This window comes from Burkholderia sp. 567, assembly GCF_040545115.1.
Lineage (GTDB): Bacteria > Pseudomonadota > Gammaproteobacteria > Burkholderiales > Burkholderiaceae > Burkholderia > Burkholderia ambifaria.
On sequence record NZ_JBEPLG010000003.1, the window covers coordinates 650,761 to 665,976 of the forward strand.

Annotated in this window: 11 protein-coding genes; 9 read left to right on the forward strand and 2 right to left on the reverse strand. The window is 67.4% G+C overall.

Annotated features, from left to right (window positions below; translation table 11 throughout):
* Nucleotides 1-6 precede the first annotated feature (6 nt).
* Nucleotides 7-3,237, reverse strand: a complete 3,231-nt coding sequence (locus ABIC50_RS13385; RefSeq protein WP_354164414.1) for an efflux RND transporter permease subunit — start codon at nt 3,235-3,237, stop codon at nt 7-9.
* A 268-nt stretch (nt 3,238-3,505) separates the two neighbouring features.
* On the opposite strand from ABIC50_RS13385, the gene ABIC50_RS13390 reads away from it, so the two are divergent.
* The 9 genes from ABIC50_RS13390 (at nt 3,506) to ABIC50_RS13430 (ending at nt 14,270) form a co-directional block, all read left to right on the forward strand.
* Entirely contained in the window at nt 3,506-3,787 is a 282-nt protein-coding gene (locus ABIC50_RS13390; RefSeq protein WP_006754572.1) for a DUF4148 domain-containing protein, read from the forward strand.
* Nucleotides 3,784-4,059 (forward strand): hypothetical protein, encoded by a 276-nt coding sequence (locus tag ABIC50_RS13395; RefSeq protein ID WP_354164417.1) that lies wholly within the window; start codon nt 3,784-3,786, stop codon nt 4,057-4,059. Before ABIC50_RS13390 ends, ABIC50_RS13395 begins: the two co-directional genes overlap by 4 nt.
* 318 nt (nt 4,060-4,377) lie before the next feature.
* Nucleotides 4,378-6,366 (forward strand): gamma-glutamyltransferase family protein, encoded by a 1,989-nt coding sequence (locus ABIC50_RS13400; protein ID WP_354164420.1) that lies wholly within the window; start codon nt 4,378-4,380, stop codon nt 6,364-6,366.
* Between the two features lie 147 nt (nt 6,367-6,513).
* Nucleotides 6,514-6,882, forward strand: coding sequence for an immunity protein PIM1 family protein (locus ABIC50_RS13405; RefSeq protein ID WP_354164423.1), 369 nt, complete (start codon nt 6,514-6,516; stop codon nt 6,880-6,882).
* A gap of 245 nt (nt 6,883-7,127) precedes the next feature.
* Nucleotides 7,128-7,679, forward strand: coding sequence for a hypothetical protein (locus tag ABIC50_RS13410; RefSeq protein WP_354164426.1), 552 nt, complete (start codon nt 7,128-7,130; stop codon nt 7,677-7,679).
* A gap of 527 nt (nt 7,680-8,206) precedes the next feature.
* A complete protein-coding gene (locus ABIC50_RS13415; protein ID WP_105830296.1) occupies nt 8,207-9,457 on the forward strand; it encodes a metallophosphoesterase family protein in 1,251 nt (416 codons plus the stop codon).
* A 3-nt stretch (nt 9,458-9,460) separates the two neighbouring features.
* A complete protein-coding gene (locus ABIC50_RS13420; RefSeq protein ID WP_354164428.1) occupies nt 9,461-12,931 on the forward strand; it encodes an ATP-binding protein in 3,471 nt (1,156 codons plus the stop codon).
* Nucleotides 12,932-13,052: 121 nt separating this feature from the next.
* A complete protein-coding gene (locus ABIC50_RS13425) occupies nt 13,053-13,577 on the forward strand; it encodes an HD domain-containing protein (RefSeq protein ID WP_138850724.1) in 525 nt (174 codons plus the stop codon).
* 9 nt (nt 13,578-13,586) lie between these two features.
* Nucleotides 13,587-14,270, forward strand: a complete 684-nt coding sequence (locus tag ABIC50_RS13430; protein ID WP_354164430.1) for a DUF429 domain-containing protein — start codon at nt 13,587-13,589, stop codon at nt 14,268-14,270.
* 166 nt (nt 14,271-14,436) lie between these two features.
* On the opposite strand, the gene ABIC50_RS13435 is transcribed toward ABIC50_RS13430, so the two are convergent.
* On the reverse strand, nt 14,437-14,874 hold the full coding sequence (locus ABIC50_RS13435) for a type 2 periplasmic-binding domain-containing protein (protein WP_354164433.1): 438 nt from the start codon (nt 14,872-14,874) through the stop codon (nt 14,437-14,439).
* Nucleotides 14,875-15,216 lie beyond the last annotated feature (342 nt).

The following is a 15,216-nucleotide window of genomic DNA, read 5'->3' on the forward strand; positions in this document are numbered from 1 at the left end:
TCTTGATCAGCGCACCACCGGCATGTCCTGCGCGCGGCGGGCGTCGGCCGCTTCGCGGCGCCGGTCGAGCCACGCGTGGATGAAGCCGAACAGCACAGGTACGAACAGCAGTGTCGACAGCGTGCCGAACGCCAGCCCGCCGATCACCGCACGGCCAAGCGGGGCATTTTGTTCGCCACCGTCGCCGAGGCCGAGCGCCATCGGCAGCATGCCGATCAGCATCGCGAGCGCGGTCATCACGACCGGACGAAAGCGGCTGAATCCGGCCTCGAGCGCGGCCTGCCACGGTGATGCGCCGCTCGCGATCAGCTCGCGCGCCGCGTTGACGACGAGGATGCTGTTCGCGGTCGCGATGCCGATGCACAGGATCGTGCCGGTCAGCGCGGGCACCGACAGCGTGGTGCGCGTGACGAACAGCATCCACGCGATGCCGGCGAGCGACGCCGGCAGGCCGCCGACGATCACGAGCGGGTCCAGCCACGACTGGAAGTTGACGACCATCAGCAAGTAGACGAGCGCGATCGCGATCGCGAGCCCGCCGAGCAGCCCGGCAAACGATTCGTGCATCGCCTGCACCTGGCCGCGTAGCACGATCGACGAACCGGGCGGCAGTTGCGCGCGCGCATCGTCGACGAGCTTCGTCACGTCGGCCGTGACGCCACCCAGATCGCGCCCTTGCACCGACGCGAAGATGTCGAGTACGGGCTGCACGTTGTAATGCGACACCACGGCCTGCTGCGTCGCGCGCGAGAATGCGCCCAACGCGCCGAGCAGGTTCTGGGCGGCCGCGCCTGCGGCCGGACCGCCGGCGGGCGTCTGCGGCGGGCGCGCGGCACCCGTCGGCAGCGGTATGTTGGCCAGCGACTGCAGCGAGTCGACCGAATACTGCGGGGCCTGCACGACCAATGGATAGCTGACGCCGTTGCGTGGATCGAGCCAGAAGTTCGGCGTCGTCTGCGAACTGCCCGACAGCGCGATCAGCAGGTTCTGCGCGACGTCGCGTTGTTCGAGGCCGGCCTGAATCGCCTTCGTGCGGTCCACGTCGACGTTGATCGCCGGCTCGTCGCCGGGCTGCTGGATGCGCGTATCGACGAGGCCGCGCACGCCGCGCAGCTTGGCAAGCAGCGCATTCGCCACCGCGCGGTTCTGGTCCAGCTTGTTGCCGACGATCTGGATGTCGACCGGTGCGGGCAGTCCGAAATTGAGAATCTGGCTGACGATGTCGGCCGGCAGGAACGCGAACGTGACGCCCGGGAATGATTGGGCGAGCAGATTGCGCAGCTTCGCGACATAGGCTGCCGTCGGCGCATGGTTCGGCTTCAGCGTGATGTTCACGTCCGCATCCTCGGTGCCGATCGGGTCGGACGAGTCGTACGTGAGGTTGATCCCGCTCACCGGCACGCCGATGTTGTCGAGCATGCCGGCCAGCTGGCTCGCCGGAATCACGGTCCGGATGCGTGCTTCCACTTCGTCGGTGAGGCGCGCGGTTTCCTCGATTCGCGTGCCGGTCGGGGCGCGCAGATGCAGACGGATCTCGCCGGTGTCGACCGACGGGAAGAAATCCTGGCCGGCGAATGCGAACAGGCCGGTCGATGCGGCGCACGCAAGCAGAAACGCGGCGGGGAAACGGCGGCGATTCGAGATCGCCGCCGACAGCAGCGCGCGATAGCGCAGCCGGACCGTCTCGAAGCGACGTTCGAACGCGGCCTGGAATCGTGCGATGCGCGCGAACACGCCGCGCGGCGGGCGGCCTTGCCCCTTCGCGCGCATCAGCACCATCGCAAGCGTCGGCACCAGCGTGCGCGAGAAGAAATACGACGCGACCATCGCGAAGATCACCGCTTCGGCCAACGGCACGAACAGGTAGCGCGCGACGCCCGTGAGCATGAACATCGGCACGAACACGATGCAGATCGACAACGTCGACACGAAGGTCGGCACGGCAATTTCGCCCGAGCCGGTCAGAATCGCGTCTTCCAGCGGCGCGCCGCGTTCGAGATGATGCGTGATGTTTTCGATCGCGACGGTCGCGTCGTCGACGAGTATCCCGACCGCGAGCGCGAGCCCACCGAGCGTCATGATGTTGATGGTCTGGCCGAGCGCGCCCAGCGCGAGCAGCGACGTGAGCACGGCCAGCGGAATCGATACGGCGATGATCAACGTCGCGCGCCAGCTGCCGAGGAACAACAGGATCATCAGCGCGGTCAGGCAGGCGGCGATCAGCGCTTCACGCACGACGCCCTGGACCGCCGCCTTCACGAACACCGACTGATCGCCGAGCGCGGAGATGTGCAGCGCTTTCGGCAAGCCGGCCGCGATCTTCGGCAGCATCGCCTTGACCTGGTCGATGATCGTCAGTGTCGACGCGCTGCCGGTCTTCTCGACGGTCAGCAGCGCCGCGCGCTTGCCGTCGACGCGCACGATGTTGGTCTGCGGTGCGTAGCCGTCGCGAACGTGCGCGACGTCGTGCACATAGACCACGTTGCCGTCGATCGTCTTGACGGGCAGATTGTTCAGCGCGGCGACCGTCTGCGTGCTGCCGTTCATCTGCACGTTGTACTCGCGCGTGCCGATCTTCGCGGTGCCGCCCGGCAGGATCAGGTTCTGCGCGTTGATCGCGTTCACCACGTCGATCGGCGCGAGCCCCTTCGCCTGCAGCGCGCGCGTGTCGAGGTCGACGACGATCTGGCGAATCTTGCCGCCGAACGGCAGCGGTACCGCCGCGCCTTGCACGGTCGCGAGCTGCGTGCGGATGAAGCTGTTGCCGAGGTCGTACAGTTGCTGTTCGGCAAGCGTGTTGCTCGACAGTCCGAGCTGCAGGATCGGCACCGTCGACGCGTTGTACGTGATGATGTTCGGCGGCAGCGTGCCGGGCGGCAGAATCCGCAGGATCGACGCGGAATTGCTCGCGGCTTCCGCGATCGCGCGATTGATGTCTGCGCCGGGGTGAAAGAAGATCTTCACCACCGACACGCCGTTCAGCGACTGCGATTCGATGTGCTCGATGTCGTCGACGTCCGACGTCAGCGCGCGCTCGTAGTTGGACGTGATGCGCTTGGCCATGTCCTCGGCGGAAAAGCCGTTGTACGACCACACGATGCTGACGACCGGAATGTCGATGTTCGGGAAGATGTCGGTCGGCATGCGCAGGATCGCGAGCGGTCCCGCGATGAAGATCAGCAGTGCGAGTACGACGAAGGTATAGGGCCTGCGCAGCGCCAGCCGGACGATCCACATGATTTTTTCCTCGAAGCAGGGCATGGGTGCCGCATTCGATGCGGTGAGCATGCAGTCTGCTGGCGCGGCGTTGACCCGATGCTGACCTGAACATTACGAAACTGTTATCCGGGCGCGGGCGACGGATTTCAAAGTTGTCATCTGGCGGTCAGCGTGGGGTACGGGTCGATCGCCAGAATGGACGTGTCAGGCGGCGAATCGCGATTGCGGTCACGCCGACGGCGCATCGACGATGCGTCTTCATTGAACCGTTCTCGGGAGTTTCATCATGAATCGCAAACTGATCGCAGCCGCACTGCTCGCCGTCGTCGTCGGAACGCCGGTCGCCGCTTTCGCACAAACTTCGTCGTCCGGCGTGACCCGTGCCGAGGTGATCGCCGATCTCGTTCAGGCAGAACGCGACGGCACCGTGCCTACGTCGAACTCCGACTATCCGCCGAGCGCGGCGACGGTCGCACGCAACCGCGAGCTCTACGCGATCGCGCACGGTGACCAGCGCACCGCCATGGCGGCCGCGGCAACGACCGTATCGACCGCGAGCGCGCAATGAAGCCGGGGAACGTGACGAAGCTCCGTTCCCGGATGGTGGTCGCCGCGCTGCTCGCGGCGACGGCCATGCCGGCCTTTGCGCGCGGGCAGCCGGAATTGCCGAGCGACGACGGCGGCCGTGCGAGTGTGCTGCGCGAGCTCGACCCGACGCGGGTGTCGGATGACGCGCGGTCGCGCACGGCCTCCGCCTCCGCCTCCTCGAATGGCGGCGGCAATGCTGACAGGAATACCGCGACTTGGCGGGGCCGGGCCTCGTCGAGCGCACAGGGGTGATCCGGGGTGCTGGCTCGAGATCCTTTTCACGCACGTACGTCGAAGTCGGCACGACAGTGAGCCGCGACGGTGTAACCCTGTCGCGCGTCGGCTATCACCCGGTCAAAAAGATGTCGTGCGGATTGGCACGGCAGACCGGCGGCATAACCGCCGGCGCCGTCTAGCAAGCCCGTGCTTGCTGCACCGCTCACCTCGCATCAATTCCTTATTGCGGAAAAAAATCCGGTCATGGGACTATCGATCGCGTTGTCCGCCCGCCGAGGGGCGGCGCCGTCAGTGTGACGAACGCGCAACGACCTACGAGAATCCCGAGAGACCATGAACAGAACCGCGCTTTTCCCGTACGTGTCCGCACTGGTCGCCGCCGTCCTGATGACGGCGTGCGGCAGTGACGAAATCGAAAGCAACGCGGGCGCCACGTCGCCGCCGGCGCCCGACACGAGCTGCCTCGCGATCGACAGCAGCGGCTCGACGGTCGTCGTGGGCTCGAACCAGCCCGGCGATCCGTCGCTGCCGGAAGCCTCGTCGGGCTACCGCACCGGCATGAAGCCCGTCTACGCGAAGCGGTACCTCGTGGCCACCTCGAACGCGTATGCAAGCGCGGCCGGTTGCGCGGTGCTCAAGCGCGGCGGCACGGCCGCCGATGCGGCGGTCGCCGTGCAGGCCGTGCTCGGCCTGACGGTGCCCGAGGCGACCGGCCTCGGCTCGGGCGGCGTGCTGCTCTACTACGATGCGCGCAGCAAGACGCTGCAGGCGTACGACGGACGGGAAACGGCGCCGGCGGCGGCAACGGAGAACTACCTGCGCTATGTCGACGACCAGAACGACCGGTCGGCGCCGCAACCGAACGCGCGTGCAAGCGGCCGTTCGATCGGCACGATCGGCGTACCGAGGCTTATCGAGGCGTTGCAGCAGGATCACGGCAAGCTGCCGTGGCAGGGGCTGTTCGGCGACGCGATCACGCTCGCGAACAACGGCTTCGCGATCGGCGGCCGGCTGGCCGATGCGATCGCGTTGAACGCGGCGAACCTGAAGCGCGATCCCGAGGCCGCCGCGTATTTCCTGAAGGCGGACGGCACGCCGAAAACGCTCGGCACCGTGCTGAAGAACCCGGCTTACGCGCACACGCTGACGCTGATGGCGCAGTCCGGCGCGAACGCGCTGTACACGGGGCAGATCGCGCAGGACATCGTCGCGAAGATCGCGACGACGCAGGGCGCCGACGGCTCCACGATCACGCCCGGCAAGACGACCGTCGCCGATCTGGCCGCGTACCAGGCGAAGCGTCGCGACCCCGTGTGCACGACCTATCGCAGCTACTGGGTATGCGGGATGCCGCCGCCGTCGTCGGGCGGTATCGCGGTCGCGTCGGCGCTCGGCATTCTCGAGAACTTCGACCTGAAGTCGCTGAAGCCGACGGCGATCGATCTCGAAGGCGGCAAGCCGACCGTTGCCGGCGTGCACCTGATCACCGAAGCCGAGCGGCTCGCGTATGCCGATCGCGACAAGTACGTGGCCGATACCGATTTCGTGCCGCTGCCGGGCGGCACGTGGGACACGCTGCTGAACAAGCCGTACCTGAAGTCGCGTGCCGCATTGATCGACACGAACCACAGCATGGGCACCGCGCAGCCCGGCAATTTCGGCGCTGTGCCGCTCGGCGTCGACACGACGCTGATCGAACACGGCACGAACCATTTCACGATCGTCGACGCGGACGGCAGCGTGCTGAGCGCGACGACGACCGTCGAGTCGAGCATGGGCTCGTTCCACATGACCAACGGCTTCCTGCTGAACAACCAGCTGACCGATTTCTCGGCGAACCCGCTCGACAGTGCCGGCAATCCGGTCGCGAACCGTGTGCAGCCGGGTAAGCGGCCGCGCAGCTCGATGGCGCCGACGATCGTGTTCGGCACGGCCGCGGACGGCTCGCGCGGCGATTTCGTGATGGCTACCGGTTCGCCGGGCGGCGGCACGATTCCGCAATACGTGGTGAAGACGCTCGTCGGCGCGCTCGACTGGGGGCTCGATGCGCAGCAGTCCGCGGGTCTCGTCGACTTCGGCGCGAGCAACAGCCCGACGACCAACATCGGCGGCGAGCATCCGAACATCAATGCGGCGAACAATGGCGCGAACGATCCGCTGATCGCGGGCCTCGTCGCGCTCGGGCACAAGGTATCGACATCCGCGCAGGCGAGCGGCGTCAACACCGTGATGCGCGTGACGGTCGGACAGTCGCCCGCGCTGCAGGGCGGTACCGATCCGCGTCGGGAAGGCGTCGTGCTCGGCGACACGTTCAAGCCGTAAGCCGGCGGTAGCGGTGCATGGCGTGCGGCTCCCGTCTGCCGGTCGCGGTGGATACGGGGCCGCGCGTCGCCGATGCCGAACGTGAAAGCGGTGCATGGCGGCAACGATCGATGAACAGAACAACCACGCATCGTGGAAGGGGCCGCCGTGACGAACGCGCATCCGCTTGAAATGGACGCCGTCCTGTCGGCCCCGGGTTTTTTCGATTTCCTCGGCGACCTCGATTGCGATCGCGCGCTGGCCAGCCGCGACGCGGAGCCGTTCGACGCGTGCTGGATGGCGGCGTTCGACGAAGTCGACGGCGAACCGGGTGCCCCGCTCGACAAGCAGGCGGTGGATGCGCTCAGGGAAAAGGCGTTCAGGCTGGCGTTCCGCGCATCGGGGAATGCCGACATCGCGGCGTGCGTATCCGACGACATCGAGCTGATTGCGCGAAGCCGTTCGTCGGGCCGAACCGACGGCTGGCCGAGCGAGGTCCTTTGGGATCCCTACAGGAATGGCCGCTTTCCCTGCTAACCGCGCGTTGTGCCCGGCGCACCGATGCATGCCATCGGACGGCGCCAATCACGGGCCGATTTCGATGTTTGTCAAACAGTGTGAGTCAATCGTCAGCATTTGCAACTGAAGTAACAGTCCCCGCAATTCGACGGTTTTGGACGTTGGCGCCGCTACATTAGCTCCACCTGCCGCACGTCGCGGTGAGGCATGCGACCAGCCGCGGAACGCGGCCCGCAGCAACAACGTCTTTGGGGAGAATGACCATGAACAAGATTCGCACGATTCTGCTTGGCGCCGCGCTGACGGCAATCGCATCGGCGGCTTTCGCACAAACGGCCCAGACGGGCGCTGAGGGTTCCGCCGGCGTCGGCGCGCAAGTCCAGACGCCGCTGCTCGGCGGCGGCGTGGGCGTGCAGGCTGGCGCGGGCGCCAATGCCGCTGGCTCGGGTGCGGGCGCAGGCAATGTCGTCGGCGGTGCGCTGAACGGCGTGGGCAAGACGGTCGGTAGCGTCGGCTCGGCGGCCGGCAACACGGTCGGTGGTGCGGTCGGTGGCGCGACGCAGGCAGTCGGCTCGGCCGCCGGCTCGGCGAAGGATGCGGCGGTATCGGCCACGCACGCGACGAAGTCGCACGTGAAGCACGTCGCGAGTTCGGCGAAGAGCCATGCGCAAGGCGCGGTGTCGACGGCGGGCGATGTCGCCGGCGGCGCGAAGGCGAAGGCCGGCGAAGCGCTCGAGGGCGCGACGAACTCGGTGCAAGGCGGCGCATCGGTCGGCGTGAAGGGTTCGGCGTCGGCACAAGGCGGCGCGCTGTAAGCGATCTGCTTCCCGCACAAGCCCGGCCCGCTTCGATGCGGGCCGGGCTTTTTTTATTGCCGCGCCGCGCATCGTGACCGTAAATGTATGCCGTGGACCGAACCGGCGGTCCGTGTACGCTCTGCCCATTGCCCGCACGCCATGCTTAAATAGCGGGGCTCCCGGTCATCGGCCCTCCCGGCGTGGTCGGGTAACATGCCGAGGCATCACGAATTCGAAGTACGGCGAGACGGCGAACGTCGGTGTGATCGGCGTCGCATTGTTCGCGCGGAAGGAAAGCGACGACGAAGCGCTGCGTCGCCACGCGAAGCCGTTCCCGGGCAACGACAATAGCTTTGCACTGCCGCCCGTGTGCCCGCGCGGCGAGTGACGCGGCGCGACGAACATCGCCGTCGTCGGCGTGCCGGGCCGGCACCCGCTTTCAGGTACCATCCCGACCCGCTGGCGACGGGCGACCGTGCCCGGCGTTCGAATCGCGCACGATGCCGGTCGACATCGCCCCTTCGTCATGAAACAGAGGAATCTTCGTGAAGTTCATCCACGCGGCAGACATTCACCTTGACAGTCCGTTGCACGGCCTGAGCGCGTATCCCGACGCGCCGGCCGCGCAGTTGCGCAACGCGTCGCGCGAGGCGCTGCGGCAACTCGTGGATCGTGCGATCGAAGAGGAGGTTGCGTTCCTCGTGATCGCCGGCGACCTGTACGACGGCGACTGGAAGGACCACAACACCGGCATTTTCTTCGGCCAGCAAATGGGCCGCCTGCGCAAGGCCGGCATTCGCGCATTCGTTCTCGGCGGCAATCACGATGCCGAAAGCGAGATGACGAAGAAGCTCACGTTGCCCGACAACGTCACCGTGTTCGGTCACCGCAAGCCGGAAACCCACCGGCTGCCGGAATTCGACGTGGCGCTGCACGGGCAGAGCTTCAAGGACAAGGCCGTCGTCGACAATCTCGCGATCGGCTATCCGGACCCGGTGCCGGGTCACTACAACATCGGCGTGCTGCATACCGCGCTCGAAGGCTATGCGGCGCATGCGAACTATGCGCCGTGCACGCTGGCGGAGCTGCACGCGAAAGGCTACGACTACTGGGCGCTCGGCCACGTGCATGAGTTCCAGCAATGGTCGGGGCCGTCGACCGTCGTGTTTCCCGGCAACCTGCAGGGCCGCCATATCCGCGAGACGGGCCGCCGCGGCGCGGTGCTCGTGACGATCGAGCAGGGGCGCACGCACCTCGAACGTCTGTACCTCGACGTGTTGCGCTGGGAAGCCGTGTCGGTCGACGCGTCCGATTGCTTCACGGTCGCCGACCTGTCGAGAAAGATCGGCCAGTCGCTGGAGGCGCTGCTGAACGTCGATGGCCATGTGCCGCGCGCGGTGCGCGTGACGGTCACGGGGCGTACGCCCGCGCACGGCCTCTTTTTCGGGCGTGCGCCGCAACTGCGCGCGGAGGTGCTGAACCAGATCGGCATCATCGGCAACGAACGGCTGTGGCTGGAGAAGGTCCGGCTCGCGACGTCCGCGCCCGAGCAGCCGCAAGGAGAGAGCGAGCAACTCGAGGCGCTGGAGGATCTCAAGCAGATCCTGGCCGACGCCGCGCACGATCCGGATTTCCTCGCGCTGCTCGAGCGCGACCTGAAGCCGTTCATTGGCAAGGTGCGCAGCGACGTGAAGGAAGATGTGCCGCTGCTGACGATGGCGCGTGCCGGCGAACTCACGGCGCTGGTCGAGCAGGTGGGCCCCGCGTTGCTTGCGCGGCTGGCGAGGGGGGAATAAGCGATGCGCATCAGCCAGCTCGATCTGATCAAGTACGGCAAGTTCACCGACGAGACGCTGCGCTTTCCGTCGGCCGGCCAGGATTTCCACGTGATCGTGGGGCCGAACGAGGCCGGCAAGTCGACGATCCGGACGGCCGTGTCGGAGCTCCTGTTCGGGATGAAGCTGCCGACGCCGCTCGACTTCCTGCATGCGACGCCCGAGCTGCGGATCGGCGGCGTGCTGGAGAGCGGCGCCGGTGCGCTCGCATTTCATCGCGCCCGCGGGCGCAGTCCGCTGCGCACACCCGCCGACGACAAGCTGCCGGACGACTATCTGAACGCCATCCTCGACGGCGCGACGCGCGAATTCTTCGAGCAGATGTTCGGGCTCGACCATGGTCGGCTGGTCGACGGTGGCCGCAGCATACTCGACGCGTCCGACAAACTCGGCCAGGTGCTGTTCGAATCGGCGGCGGGCGTCGGCACGCTGGGGCCCGTGCGCGAGGAACTCGACGCGCGCGCGGGCGAGCTGTGGGCGCCGCGGCGCAGCGGCAGCGCATTCGCGCAGGCCGAGGCATTGTTCAATGAAGCGGTTGGCGAACTGAAGGCGGTCCAGGTGCGCACGCGCGACTGGGTCGATCGCAAGGAAGCGCGCGATGCGGTCGAGCAGGAGATCGAGCAGGCGCGCACGGAGCAGCGCCGCCTTGAAGCGCTGCGCTCGAAGCTCGAGCGCGTGCGGCGGCTGGCGCCGTACCTGAAGGAATTGACGATCAAGGAAGCGGCGCTTGCCGAACTGGGCGCCGTCGTCGAATTGCCGCCGACCGCGTACGCAGACCTGCTGAAAGCGCAAGGCGATCTCGCGGCCGAACAGAAGGTGCTCGAGGAGCGCCGTGCGGATCTGCTAGCGAAACGGCAGGCGCGCGATGCGATCGATCCGGATGCCGACGCGCTCGCGCTCGAACGCGACATCGAAGCACTCGACCAGTTGCGCGGCGCCTGCATGAATCACGCACAGGATCTGCTGTTGCTCGGCGCGGACGTCGAGCGGCATCTGTCCGCCGCCGGTTCCGCCGCGGCTCAGCTCGGCTGGCCGACCGACGAGGCGTCGCTGCGCGCGGCACTGCCGACCGCGCTGTCGCTGAAGACGGTCGCGAACCTGTTGCGCGATCACGGCGCGCTGCATCAGGCGCTGGCCGGCGCGCGCGAATCGCTCGACGAGCGCACGCAGGAACTCGCGCAGGCGCAGGAACAACTGGCGCGCCTGTCCACGGTCGATGTGCCGGAAGTGCTTCGAGCGGCGCTTGCCGACGCGCAGGGCTTTCGCAGCAGCGGCCAGCGCGAACAGGCACTCGAACGCGACATCGCCGCCGCGGAGCGCGCGCTCGCCGATGCGCTCGATGCGCTCGGCCGGTGGCGCAAGCCGGTCGACGCGCTGCGGGTGCTCGATGTGCCGTCTGCGGCGCGGCTCGGCGTGCTGCTCAACGAAGCAAGCGAGCGCGCGAGCGCGGCGGCCGCCGCACGCGATGCGCGCGACGCCGCGCAGGAGGAACTCGAGCGGCTCGAACTGCAAGAGAAGCATTTCGCCGAGACTCACAAGGTCGTCACGACCGCCGAGGTGCTGGCGGCGCGCGCACGTCGCGACGGTGCGTGGGGCGACATCCGCAGCGGCGCGGTCGATCTCGCAACGGGTGCGCCGGCCGTCGACGATGCGATTCGCCTCGCCGACGAACTCGTCGACGCGCAGCTCGGCGCCACGCAAGCGGCGGCGACGTTGCAATCGCTGCGTCAGCAGGTCGAGTCCGCCCGCGCCGTATTGACGCGTCGACAGGCGGCAGTCGACGAGCGTGAGCGCGAGCTGGCCGCGCACCGCGACGCCTGGTCCGACCTCGCGACGACGGCCGGCGTGCCCGGCATGCCGCTGGCGGCGATGGGCGACTGGCTCGCGAAGCGCGACACGGTGTTTGCCGCGCAACTCGAGCTTGACCGCCAGCGCCGCGAATTCGAGACGATCCGCGAAGCGCGGGCCGGCGCGGAAGCTTCGTTGCGTACGGCGCTGCGTCTGGTATCGCGCGGCAGCGACGCCGACGGGCTGGCGGCGCTCATCGCGATCGCCGAGACGTTCGTGCAATCGGCCGAGAAGACGCTCGCGCAGAAGGACAGCCTGGAGGACCGCGCGCGCGAAGCCGAACGCGGATGCGCGACGGCCCGTTCACGCGCAGGCCAGGCCCAGGCGGCCTACGATGCGTGGCAAGCGCAATGGCGCGATGCGCTCGCCGACGCGAAGCTGTCAGCGAATGCGGTGACGCTGGCTGCGGCGGAAGGGGCGCTCGGGCTCGCGAATACGGTGACGGCCGAACTGGCCGCGGCCGATGCGCCGCGCAACCGGATGGCCGCGATCCGTGCGGAACTGGCGGCACTCGAGGCCGGCGCACGGCGGCTCGCTGAAGCGCTCGAGCCCGCATGGCTGGCGAGCGGCGACTGGCTGGACGTTGCGCGCCGGTTGACGATGCGCGTGGCGGCCGCACGGGAAACCGCACGTGCGATCGATCGTGCCGACGAGGCGGTGCGACAGGCCGACGGCAAGGTCGCCGATGCGGCCGCCGCGGTCGCGGGTGCGGATGCACGTATTCAGCCGTTGCTGCAACTGGCCGGCGTCGCATCGATCGACGCGGCGCTGCCGCTGGCCGAGCGATCGGATCGGCAGCGCCAGCTTCGGCAGGCCGTCGATGCCGCGAAGGAGGCGCTGGTGCGCGATGGCGACGGATTGTCCCAGGCGGCCGTCGAGGCGGAGGTCGCGGAACAGGACATCGCCGACGTGCCCGCGCATCTCGAAGCAGTGAAGCAGGCGCTCGGCGACGTCGGCCAGCGCCTGAACGCACTCGCGCAGCAACAGGTCGTCGCGCAGCAGGCATTCGGCGCGATCGATGGCCAGGCGAGCGCGGCCGTGGCCGAGGCGAAGCGGCAGGAGGCGCTGGCCGCGATGGGCGACGCGGCCGAACAGTATCTGGAAGCGGCGACCGCGAGCCGGCTGCTGAAGTGGGCGACCGATCGCTATCGCGACCAGAAGCAGGGGCCGATGCTGCGTCGGGCGGGCGAGATTTTCGCGGGGCTCACGCTCGGCGAATTCGCGCGGCTGACCGTCGACACCGAGCGGACGCCGCCCGCGCTGTACGCGCGGCGCACCAAGGGCACGTCGGTCGAGGTCGCCGGCCTGAGCGAAGGCACGCGCGACCAGCTGTTCCTCGCGCTGCGGATCGCGGCGCTCGAACTGCAGCTCGCCAGCCGGACCGCGCTGCCGTTCGTTGCCGACGATCTGTTCATCAACTTCGACGATGCGCGTGCGAAGGCGGGGCTCGAGGCGCTGCGCGATCTGTCGACGCGAACGCAAGTGCTGTTCCTGACGCACCACGATCACCTGCTGCCGCTCGTGCGGGACGTGTTCGGCGCGCAGGTCAACGTGGTCGGGCTGCAGCGTGAGGTAGCCGGCGCATGACGCCGGCCGGCTCGATGTTCCCGATACGTGGGAATGATCATCGCGTACAGGTAGTATGTGCGGTTCCGAAACGGACGCGACCGGTTTTACCGGCCGTAGTCCGGCCACACGAGGGGTCAATATGAACAAGCTGGTAGCTGCCATCGCATTCGCGGCGGACAAGCATCGCAATCAGCGGCGCAAGGACGACGAGGCATCGCCGTACATCAACCATCCGATCGCGCTGGCCGATGTGCTGGCCAACGAAGCCGGCATCGAGGACGAGCGCGTGATCGTCGCGGCCGTGTTGCACGACACGATCGAGGATACGGAGACAACCGAGCAGGAACTGCTGCGGCTGTTCGGCAAGGACGTCGCGGATATCGTGATGGAAGTCACCGACGACAAGTCGTTGCCGAAGGAAGAGCGCAAGCGCCTTCAGGTCGAGCACGCGGCGACCATCAGCCGGCGCGCGAAGCTCGTGAAGCTGGCCGACAAGATCTGCAACCTGCGCGACATCACGCGGCATCCGCCCGCGGACTGGCCGCTCGAGCGCAAGCAGGCGTACTTCGACTGGGCGAAGTCGGTCGTCGACCGGATGCGCGGCGTGCATCCCGGCCTGGAAGGGATCTTCGATGCCGCGTACGACGCGCGGCCGGCGGACTGACGCGCAGCCATGCGGGCGGCCCGATCCCGATCCGTCGCGTGGTCGGTGCCTGCGGTGGCGGGCGTCGACGTCGGCGGCGACAAGAAGCAATGCGATCTCGTGATCCTGCGCGGCTCGACGATCGTCTGCCGCGAGGCGCGGATCGCGCCCGAAGCGCTGCCTGCGCTGTGCATCGAGCATGGCGTGGTGGCCGTCGGCGTCGATGCGCCGAGCCTGTGGTGGACGGGAAGCGGACGCCGCGCGGCCGAGCAGGCGCTCGCGCGCGAGCGGATCTCGTGCTTTCCGACGCCGTCGCGCGAACAGGCCGTGACCAGTACGTCGGGCTTCTTCGACTGGATGTTCATGGGCGAGCGCGTGTACCGCGCGCTGGCGCAGGCCTATCCGCTGCTCACCGATGCACGGTATGCCGGCGGGAACGTAAGCTTCGAGACCTATCCGTACGCGATTACCTGCGCGATGCTCGGCAAGGCGATTGCGTCGGCGAAGCAGAAACGCAACCAGCGCCGGCAATTGCTGACGCAAGTCGGGATCGACGTGTCGACACTACGCTCGGTCGACGCGCGGGATGCCACGCTGTGCGCATTGACTGCGCAATATGTGATCGACGGAAATGCGCACGCGTATGGCGATGCGGTGGGCGGGTATATCCGTGTGCCGATCGTCAGCGAGACGATCGTGCTCGATACGCTCTAGTCATTCACGGGCCGCGGTTGGCGGGTACCCGTAAACCCGTGACGGCAAGGTGAGCTTTTGCGGGACGTATCTGATCGTCGACGTCAAGGTGTCGAGCAGTGACAGCCGATCGGCATGCGCAACATCATGTTCAGTCGATGCGCAGTGCGCGTCCGGGCCGTGATGCTCAGTCTTCGAGAATGGACTTCGGCACGCTGGAGAGATCGCAGGCGTCCGCTTGCTCGAAATAGGCTTGCGCATCGTCGATCATCACGACCGCGACGTCGATCAGTTCGTCGAGCCGCTGCAGCAGCGATTCGCGCCACTCGATGTCCTCTTCGCGCTCGGGCGTCTTGTCGAGCTGCTCGATGATCGAGTCGGCCGTCTGCAGGAACGGGATCGCCTGCTGATAGTTTTCGATCGAGACCATCGCGGCGTTGCGTGCGGCGACGAGCCGTTCGCGATGCTCGTCCGCCAGTTCGGACTCGCCGCTGATGCGCGGCAGCACATCCGAGATGCGTTGCAGAAGCGGCGGGGCCTGTTCTTCCAGCATGACGGCGCGCTCGCGAAGCGCGGCATATTCGTCGCGAAGATCGGCGTCGCCGGATTGAGTGGTGCTGTCCATCGTCGGTATGAGTGCGTTGTTCGATCGCGGGATGATACTCGACCGCGCGTACCCCTTTGTTTGTTCCGCGGCGTGGTGACTGGCGCGGGGTGAATACGGGATGCTGTCGGCCTCCTTATATAGGAGGAAAGAAGGGCGCGCGCCCTGGAGGCTGCGCGGGCGGCTTTTTCAAAATATTTTCACAAAAGGGGTTGCGTCGGCAGGGGCGGGTGCTTAGAATCACGCCTCTTTCGCGCTAACGGAAACGCGGCGCGGGAGGAAAGGGAAGCGGTGCTGTCGAGGGAGGTTGCAGGAGCCCCGGCGCACACGAAGTTGAACCCCCGCCGTCGCAACGAAGCAGTT

Bases quoted from the DNA above. Each gene is read 5' to 3' on its own strand.
- ABIC50_RS13385 (WP_354164414.1), bottom strand. From the start codon at position 3,237: ATGTGGATCGTCCGGCTGGCGCTGCGCAGGCCCTATACCTTCGTCGTA.
- ABIC50_RS13390 (WP_006754572.1), top strand. From the start codon at position 3,506: ATGAATCGCAAACTGATCGCAGCCGCACTGCTCGCCGTCGTCGTCGGA.
- ABIC50_RS13395 (WP_354164417.1), top strand. From the start codon at position 3,784: ATGAAGCCGGGGAACGTGACGAAGCTCCGTTCCCGGATGGTGGTCGCC.
- ABIC50_RS13400 (WP_354164420.1), top strand. From the start codon at position 4,378: ATGAACAGAACCGCGCTTTTCCCGTACGTGTCCGCACTGGTCGCCGCC.
- ABIC50_RS13410 (WP_354164426.1), top strand. From the start codon at position 7,128: ATGAACAAGATTCGCACGATTCTGCTTGGCGCCGCGCTGACGGCAATC.
- ABIC50_RS13420 (WP_354164428.1), top strand. From the start codon at position 9,461: ATGCGCATCAGCCAGCTCGATCTGATCAAGTACGGCAAGTTCACCGAC.
- ABIC50_RS13425 (WP_138850724.1), top strand. From the start codon at position 13,053: ATGAACAAGCTGGTAGCTGCCATCGCATTCGCGGCGGACAAGCATCGC.
- ABIC50_RS13430 (WP_354164430.1), top strand. From the start codon at position 13,587: ATGCGGGCGGCCCGATCCCGATCCGTCGCGTGGTCGGTGCCTGCGGTG.
- ABIC50_RS13435 (WP_354164433.1), bottom strand. From the start codon at position 14,874: ATGGACAGCACCACTCAATCCGGCGACGCCGATCTTCGCGACGAATAT.